10 protein-coding genes are annotated in these 8,251 nt (G+C 34.2%); all 10 read left to right on the forward strand.

The window, feature by feature from the left end:
* Positions 1 to 390 precede the first annotated feature (390 nt).
* The gene (locus HOP45_RS20280) at positions 391 to 759 is read left to right on the forward strand and encodes a hypothetical protein (RefSeq protein WP_181351299.1); all 369 of its coding nucleotides are present in this window, start codon (positions 391 to 393) and stop codon (positions 757 to 759) included.
* 156 nt (positions 760 to 915) lie between these two features.
* Positions 916 to 1,170, forward strand: coding sequence for a hypothetical protein (locus HOP45_RS20285; protein ID WP_181351300.1), 255 nt, complete (start codon positions 916 to 918; stop codon positions 1,168 to 1,170).
* A gap of 167 nt (positions 1,171 to 1,337) precedes the next feature.
* On the forward strand, positions 1,338 to 2,180 hold the full coding sequence (locus HOP45_RS20290; RefSeq protein ID WP_181351301.1) for a nucleotidyltransferase domain-containing protein: 843 nt from the start codon (positions 1,338 to 1,340) through the stop codon (positions 2,178 to 2,180).
* A gap of 131 nt (positions 2,181 to 2,311) precedes the next feature.
* Complete coding sequence (locus HOP45_RS20295) at positions 2,312 to 2,767, forward strand: GNAT family N-acetyltransferase (protein ID WP_181351302.1); 456 nt, start codon at positions 2,312 to 2,314, stop codon at positions 2,765 to 2,767.
* Positions 2,764 to 2,958: a hypothetical protein gene (locus HOP45_RS20300; protein WP_181351303.1), complete on the forward strand. Its 195-nt coding sequence runs from the start codon at positions 2,764 to 2,766 to the stop codon at positions 2,956 to 2,958. The genes HOP45_RS20295 and HOP45_RS20300 overlap by 4 nt, the downstream gene beginning before the upstream one ends.
* Entirely contained in the window at positions 2,933 to 3,607 is a 675-nt protein-coding gene (locus HOP45_RS20305; protein ID WP_181351304.1) for a UPF0489 family protein, read from the forward strand. The genes HOP45_RS20300 and HOP45_RS20305 overlap by 26 nt, the downstream gene beginning before the upstream one ends.
* A gap of 380 nt (positions 3,608 to 3,987) precedes the next feature.
* Complete coding sequence (locus HOP45_RS20310) at positions 3,988 to 5,742, forward strand: ATP-dependent nuclease (protein ID WP_181351305.1); 1,755 nt, start codon at positions 3,988 to 3,990, stop codon at positions 5,740 to 5,742.
* Entirely contained in the window at positions 5,742 to 6,299 is a 558-nt protein-coding gene (locus HOP45_RS20855) for a UvrD-helicase domain-containing protein (RefSeq protein ID WP_255437787.1), read from the forward strand. Before HOP45_RS20310 ends, HOP45_RS20855 begins: the two co-directional genes overlap by 1 nt.
* Complete coding sequence (locus HOP45_RS20860) at positions 6,286 to 7,101, forward strand: ATP-binding domain-containing protein (protein WP_255437788.1); 816 nt, start codon at positions 6,286 to 6,288, stop codon at positions 7,099 to 7,101. Before HOP45_RS20855 ends, HOP45_RS20860 begins: the two co-directional genes overlap by 14 nt.
* 327 nt (positions 7,102 to 7,428) lie before the next feature.
* Positions 7,429 to 8,127: a Type 1 glutamine amidotransferase-like domain-containing protein gene (locus HOP45_RS20320; RefSeq protein ID WP_181351306.1), complete on the forward strand. Its 699-nt coding sequence runs from the start codon at positions 7,429 to 7,431 to the stop codon at positions 8,125 to 8,127.
* Positions 8,128 to 8,251 lie beyond the last annotated feature (124 nt).

An 8,251-nucleotide genomic window follows, 5' to 3' on the forward strand; every position in this document is an offset into this window, starting at 1 on the left:
GGGGAATCGTTCTTCTTGGTTTATTAACTCTACTACTTACTTTTGTTTATTCTAAAATAATGGTAGCTAATTAAACAAACGGGGGCGATTGCTCAATAGAGTACTTGCCCTTTATTACATAAGAGCAAGAAATATCGGGACATTTAGCTTTTTAACTGACGAGGCAGGTTAGTTGAACAACACTATATGATTTAAGAAGTATCTCTTTCTAATTAGAGATGCTTTTTAATTCTTATTCAAAAAAGTAAACTTAAAAAACAACAATCATATAATGATTAAGGGTAATTATTTATTGAAAAACAATAAATAGTATTTTACAATAAAGCTAACTTAGTGAGGTGCATTTTTATGAACAAAATGTAGGTTTCTCAAAAAATATTTTGAAAAGGAGTGATCATCATTGGATTATCAATAATATTTTTACTGGTTATAAGCATTATTGCAATAACTTCAATCGTTACTCCAATTATAGTTGTTAGAAAAAAAGGGAAAGGAAAACCACCTCGAAAAATTTCTTATGTAATATTAGGGCTGTTGGTTTTGCATTGGGCATTTTTCTTAACTAGCGGTTACGCTTTATTACCAACGAATATTGCAGATGCCATTTTTATGCCTGTTTGGTTAGTGTTATGTGTAGCAGGATTGGTCACAGTTATATATGAATTTAAAAACAACAAAGGGTTTGCCCTCCCAGTTGCTGGCTTAACAACAATCAGTTTATTATTTAGCATTTTCATTAACGGAATATCGAAAATGTAAATACCTCTTTTATTCAGTAACGGGTGCAATACTTTAATGCTCTGACTACTTTTCGAGGCTGCTCTTTTTGTGCTAATGGAGCAGGCTAACTTAATAAGAATGTTAATTTATTTATGATGGAATTTAGTCTGTATTGATTAAAGAGGGAGAGATGGTATGAAAGGGTTAGCTTGGGCTTTGATGCTTTTTTATTTGTTAGTTACCGTATTGTGGATAGCGAATTCAGCTTATTTATTTTCAACGTTGGGTGTAATTATATGGTTAATTTCGATTGTGCTAGGGTTTATCGCTTATAAACAAATAAAAGAAAAAAACACTATAAGGAAACTTGTATTGTATTCAAGTTCCTTTATGGTGTTTTTGCTTGTTGTAACAGGTTTAATAGAGTTGGCAGTAACTTCTATGCCATAAAAAGAAATTCAACTAACGGGTGCGCTAGTTTAAAATGAACATCATCAAAATATCTCGAATTCAAGTATTAAAGAATAGGGGGCAAATCTTGAATATGCACTCCTTGTATGTGAAAAGGTCATTTTATTGAATAAATACATTCTGAAAAGAAATGGGGACTTTTAAGTATGACGGAAATTAAAGAAATAGGATCTTTATGTACTTTAGACGACAAAGGCTATATCATAAACCAGTCTGATCACAAAAAAATTAATAATAAATTTCGAGAAGTCATCCGATTTATAAATGAAAGCTGTCTTTCAGCTTTACCAAAGGAAATTCACAGCATTTACATAAGAGGTTCTGTGCCAAGAGGGTTAGACATTGAAGGTGTATCGGATGTGGACGTAATAATCGTAACCTATTCCAATCCTGAAGAACTTGACCTGGATTGGGTGGAGGAGACGGAACAATTTATTGATCAGAAATTCTCTTTTATAAACGGTGTAGAATTAGGATTCAGCCCTTTAAGTGAGGTTGAGGAGTCTAAATATTGCTCTATGATTCCTTTTATTCTAAAAACCTATGGTATCTGTGTTTATGGCGAAAACCTAATAAGTAAGCTCCCTGATTATAAACCCGACAGCTCCTTGGCGAATGAACACCTCATTCACTTAACATCTCTAATTGATAAAGCCAAGCATGATTTAACGGGAAATGACGACATTGAGGACATTAAGGACTGCTGTTCATGGATCATGAGAATAATTGTGAGGGCTGGTGGTGCGCTTGTTATTGTTCAAGAAAAGTCGTACACAAGGGATCTGTTCCCAGCCTATGAACTATTTTCGAAGCATTATCCTGAAAAAGAGCAAGAGATGAAAACAGCGCTTTGGTACGCAATCAACCCCTTATCAAGTTCAGAAGAAATATTGAAATTCTTGGATCACTTTGGAGGTTGGATTAAGGCGGAAACAGAAAATTGGCTTAAAGTTTATAACCCAACAAGGGAAATGCATCTACCACTTTGATTTACTGTTTCTTTCATTATATAAATTGAGGTGCAAACAACAAAGTTATCTCGGATTCAAGTTTTATAGAAACGGGGGCGTTTCTATAATAAAGCTTAAAGACTTTCAATCAATAAGTTAGGGGGAAGCTTATGTATCAATACTATAATGGACTTGTAATTAGAGAAGGGGTAAAAGGTGTTCCTGGTGAATTTGTTGAAGAACTATTTAAGGATGCAGGATGGGTAAGAGAAAACCCAAGTTGGCAAAAGGAAAAATTTACTCTCATGTTTGAGAATTCAACTTGGGCATTTACTGTTTGGGATGACGATAGAATGATTGCAATGGTAAGAGTAATTTCTGACCAAATCATGGCAGGTAATATCATGGATTTAGTTGTTTCTTCTAATTATCGAGGTAAAGGGATTGGACAGAAACTTGTTGAACTATGTGTACAAAAACTACCACATGGTGACTGGTTTGCCCATACGTCTGCTAATAACTTTAGTTTTTACAAAAAATGTGGTTTTGAGGTTAAAGATATATCTCAAAATGGAACTTGCGCTTACTATGGGTACATACAAGCTCGAATAGATGGGCATCGGTGATTAATAGCGATTTTGGTAATTATCTTGAAATCAAGTCTTCCTGTATCGGGGGCTTATCTGTAGCAAAGGTAAGCCTCTTTATTTTGGGAAAAGGTTCTTTTAAATTAGATTCATTTGAGGATAAAATGAATGGTGGATTAAGTTTTTTTAGGAGGAAGGAAGTCAATGAAAAAAGTAAAGCACATGAATAGTACATGGAAAATTAAATATCCTAATCGAAATATTTATGTTATGCGAGACCATAATTGTGCTTTTTCGGCGTGGGAATTCGGCCGGAAGAATAGAGAAATAAAACCAGGAGCAAGATTGCTTCACGTTGACTTTCATGATGATTATCTAGAACCAAATTGGAGAGTGCCAGAGGTCAAGAATGAGAGAGAGGCTCTCATTCTAGGAGAAAAACTAGAAATCTTTGAATTTATAAAAGCAGCTGAAGCCACTAATACCATTAAAGAAGTATATATGATAGGTGATTATGATAACCCTCCCGAAGACGTGATACATTCTTATACGTATCATCAATTTGAAAATGAACACCGAATGGAATTTTTTCGTCCTGTAAATCAAAGTTTTATTTTGGACTTGGACTTAGATTTTTTTAATCTGCATGCTTATAACAACATTGAAAACAATCTTAATGGGAATCCTTTTCGCTACAGCGATGAGTACATAAAAAATCAGTTGGGACGATTTAAACAGTATGATGACGAAGGAGATTGGGATCTTATAACCGTATGCATTTCCCCTGAACATTGCGGAGGTCACCAAACAGCACAAGAAATCTTCGATATATTTATCGAATTCTTTGGACTGCATGAGGAAGAATATGTTCATTGGTAATACTCAAGAAAACACAGAGGAAAAACAAAAACACCTTCTAGGGGCTTTTGTTTTTCCTCTGTGTTTTGTACCAGGGTAGTCTCAATAATAACGGCTGACATGCAAACGAATGAATATGAAGCGAGAGGACGGTTCTAGCGCTTCCGACAAAGGTAAAAAAACCACCCCTGGCAGTGATTATCTTGAATTCAAGTCTTATAGAAACGAGGGCAATTCTGCAGCAAAAGAATTGCCCTCTTTTTAGTGTTTGGGCAGGATGGTGGAAGACTCAGTTTCGAGATAAATGTTATTTTACCTGAGTAACTCACTATCAATGTGTTGTTCCATAATTAGGTAAAGTAGTATAATTGGACCATTACAGCTTGTAAAGGAGTTTAATTTTGAATATCTCTAATATAAAGGTTGATAATTACCGAAACCTAAGAAAAGTTGATATTGATATTAATAATGTTGTTGTCTTTATAGGCGATAATAATAGTGGAAAAAGTAATCTTCTTAGGGCAATAACCCTTCCTTTTATCAATCATGAAATTGGATCGCTTAATAAGAATTTGGGTTGGCAAGATTTAAATAGTGATGCAAAAAAAGAGTATTACTCATTTTTAGAAAGTAACTTAGACTCAATCAAACGTAAAGAGTGTCAACTAGAAGATTTTCTTAGTTACATACCTTCAGTAATCGTTGAAGTTTCCTTCACTCCTCAAGATTTATCGGAGGAGTACTATGTTCGTAATTGGACAAATGATTTAGAAGCAAATCCGCCTTCGTTCTCGATTAGATATGAATTTAAAGTTGAAGAACCTCAAGATTTGCTTGATCATGTCTCTGGGATCTTGCAGGATGTAGGATCTATAGAAAATCTAAAGATGAATCTACTACCAATCGAGTTCTATAAATACCAAATAATTATACCTACAACAAATGAAAAGGTTTCGTTTGCAGAACTTTCTTATTTCAAATACAGTTCTTTAGCTGCTGAAAGGGATGATTTCTCAAATAAAGCTTCTCATTTAGGTTCTAAATCATTAGTATCTCTTTTGCATAGTAGGATGGCTCCCGCTGATAAAAAGAAAGTAGAACAATCATATGAGACATTTTTTAATGATTTAAAGGATATTAGCAGTATAGAAGAAGTATTTAATTGGCAGGACACATCCGACTTAGAGAATGCTAGAGATTTCTTTGAACAAATTACTTTACTTCCGAACATCCCTAGCATGAATTCTTTATTAAATAATGTCCGCTTGGGTTATGGAGACGAATATTTAAATGCTCAAGGGCTTGGATATCGAAACTTGATATATTTATTTGTTATGTTGAATTCCCTAAGTATAGAGAGTGATGTAGCTTTAAATATCTTGACAATAGAAGAGCCAGAGGCTCATCTAAGTGTAAGCAATGAACACCTTTTAGCTAGCTTTATCAACACAACAATGAGTAACAACAATCAACTGCAACTTTTTATCTCAACACACAGTCCAGAATTTCTTAATAAGTTAGATTTAAATAACGTGGCTGTAGTAGCAGAAGGAAAAACTTATGCTTTAAAGAAGCAGTTAGAAGAAAATCAGTTAGATTACTCGGCGAAAAAACCAAACTTAGATTTTCTTAAGTTCCTATATTCAAGAAAGTGCATTTTAGTAGAAGGTCCCACAGAAGAAATGCTTATCAAATCATATTTAAGTACACAAACCGACCAGTTGCATGACATTGAAGTGATTTCTTTACACAAAGGTTTCAGGGGTATGATGGATATATGGCTTAAAGTGAATGAAGGGTCCAATCACAGAATTGGTGTAATCAGAGACTATGACAACCAGCCGAAAGCCCAACAGCATCATGAAGAATATAATCATCATTCCAATGTTTGCGTTGCAACTACCCAAGAATACACTCTAGAACCTGAATTCGTAAAAACCGGTGATAATTTCGTTAAACTGAAAACTTACTTTTCTACTGAACATTCTTGGAAAGAGATTGATACGGAAGACAAGCTATCCGAGAAGTGGAAACAGGCAAAAACTGATACAATGTTACGCTTTTGCAAAGATATTGGTACCGATGCTTTAAAGGATATTGAATTGCCCCCTCACATAAGTAAAGTAATTCATTTCTTGAAAACAGGTGAAAAATAATGAACATTGTAGTTGCTGGTGCTGGTGCTGGGAAAACCACCTCCATGGCTGAAGTGGTAATTTCAAGACTTAAAAAAGAGTTTACTAACGGTAAGATTATATACGTCATTAGTTACACTAATTCTGCTAGAGAAAGGATAAGGGAAAAAATAATAGAAAATGAGGGAAGCATTCCTAAGCAGGTAAAAGTTGAAACTATTCATTCTTTTTTGTTACGAGAGATAATTTATCCTTTTAATCATTTAATTTACGGTTACATTTATAAATCTGCATCACAGATCCCCCTTTCATCAAATCATATATTTAAATCAATAAAGAAAAAGGAATTAAGAGAGGGAAATATAATACATGTAGAAGACGTAACAAAGACTGCTAAATATCTTCTATATGGTAAAAGCAATGATACCAAAAAGATTAAATTAAGGCGTAAGAATGCTTTGAGAATGATATCTAGGTACCTAGATTCAATATTTGTGGACGAATCACAAGATATGGACAATGAGTTTTCTAAGGTATTGTCTATGCTAAATCATTACAATATTAGTGTTAATAGGTGATCCTAAACAAGACCTAAGAAATAGAGGTGCTTTCAGACAAATTATATCAGGGGATATACCTGTCGAATACAAGCCAGAAAACCACCGTTGTCCAATTAAGCACGTTGATTTTTCAAACAGCTTTATTGCATCAGAAGAACATCAAGTTTCAACAAAAGAAGAGGGAACATTACATTACGCATTGGAGTCCAAATGTGAAATTAAAAAAGGAATTGAAAGTGATTTGTTTGATTTAGCTTACATTTATCAAAAGAATGCTCGATTTAAAACTCATAAAGAAGACAAAAGAAGAATAGCAAATCATTTATTTTACGAGTTGAAAATCCTTACAAGGAAGTCGTCCTATATGAAAGAGAGGAACATAGACCAACAGGCATATATTCTTTTAAGGAAGACAATAAATGCGATTAAAATTAGAAAAAGCACTAGTGAAATTTTTAATGAACTTGAAGGTGATCTTGCAATAGTTATGGATAAGAGAGATAAAGGGAAAATTGGATCTGCTGTAGGTGAATATAAAAGTATGATCTCAGATGAACCTGGTGTTTTAGTAAATTCAATTGACGGTATCAAAGGTTTAGAAGGTTATAACTGCTTATTCATTGTTTCTTCCCAACTCGCCCCGTACTTATTTAAGGAAGTTTTTGACCAAAACAAAATGATGAACTATCTTTATGTAGGACTTACAAGGTCGAAAAGGAATTTAACTATACTGGTTACAAAAGAAGTGGAAAATAAATTTGGACATCAATACATTCATCAGCAGTTCAAGAATCTAGGAATAGAAGAGTTAACAATATAATATTAGGATGTACTTTAACAAGAGTGTTTATTTGGTGGCAAGATCTAATTTGGGTTCTCTCAGTTTCGGGCTTTTAACAAATGGGGTCTATCCAGTAATAAGTAGTAGCAACCGCCACAACTCTTAGTATTCAATTGAAAGTATAGGTGTTAACAATGGATCAAAATTTATATAGCGAAGCCATACAGCATGTCAGGGCTAACTCCCCTCGTCGCGAGGATTTATCTCGAATCTGAGTCTTACAGAAACGGGGGCCAATGCTTAATAATGTATTCGCCTCTATTTCAGGGTAAATAACATATAAAAAATTGAAAGGGAGGTGCCGTGATGAATCAAATAGTTGCTTTTGGTGGGGGAGGTTTCTCTATGGAGCCTGAGAATCCGTTGCTAGACAGTTACATTCTTAATCAATCTGATAAAACAACTCCAAAGATTTGCTTTATTCCAACTGCAAGTGTAGATTCTGATAATTATATTTCAAGATTTTATGACTTCTTCGAAAAACATCAATGTCATCCGTCCCACTTATCATTATTTAAACCACCCACAAGAGATTTAGAGAGCTTTTTGCTAGAAAAAGACATTATATATGTTGGCGGTGGAAATACCAAGAATTTATTAGTCTTATGGAAAGAATGGGGAATAGATTCTATATTGAATAAGGCTTGGGAGCAAGGGGTTGTATTAGCTGGCATCAGTGCCGGTTCAATTTGTTGGTTTGAAGAAGGAGTTACTGACTCTTTTGGTGATAAACTCGAGCCAATAAAGTGTTTAGGATTCCTCAAAGGAAGTAATTGCCCTCATTATGATGGAGAAGCAAATAGAAGAGCTTCCTATCAGGAACTTGTAGCAAAGGGTAAAATTGATTCTGGTTTTGCCACTGATGATGGAGTTGCTCTTCACTATATTGATCAAGAATTAAGTAAGATAGTTAGTTACAGACCTAATGCCAGGGCTTATAAGGTGTATGAAGATAAGACTGTAAAAGAGGTTGAAATGGAGACAGAATTTTTAGGATCTTATTAAATAAAAACCGGATGCGTTAGTGGAAGATCAACTCGTGTATACCTCGAGATCAAGTCTTCTGTTATAGGGGGCTTTAGTTTAATAAGCCCAATATAAAATCTGAAAGTTATTACAGTTTAGTATG

Origin of the sequence: Thalassobacillus sp. CUG 92003 (assembly GCF_013618635.1) — a bacterium.
GTDB lineage: Bacteria > Bacillota > Bacilli > Bacillales > Halobacillaceae > CUG-92003.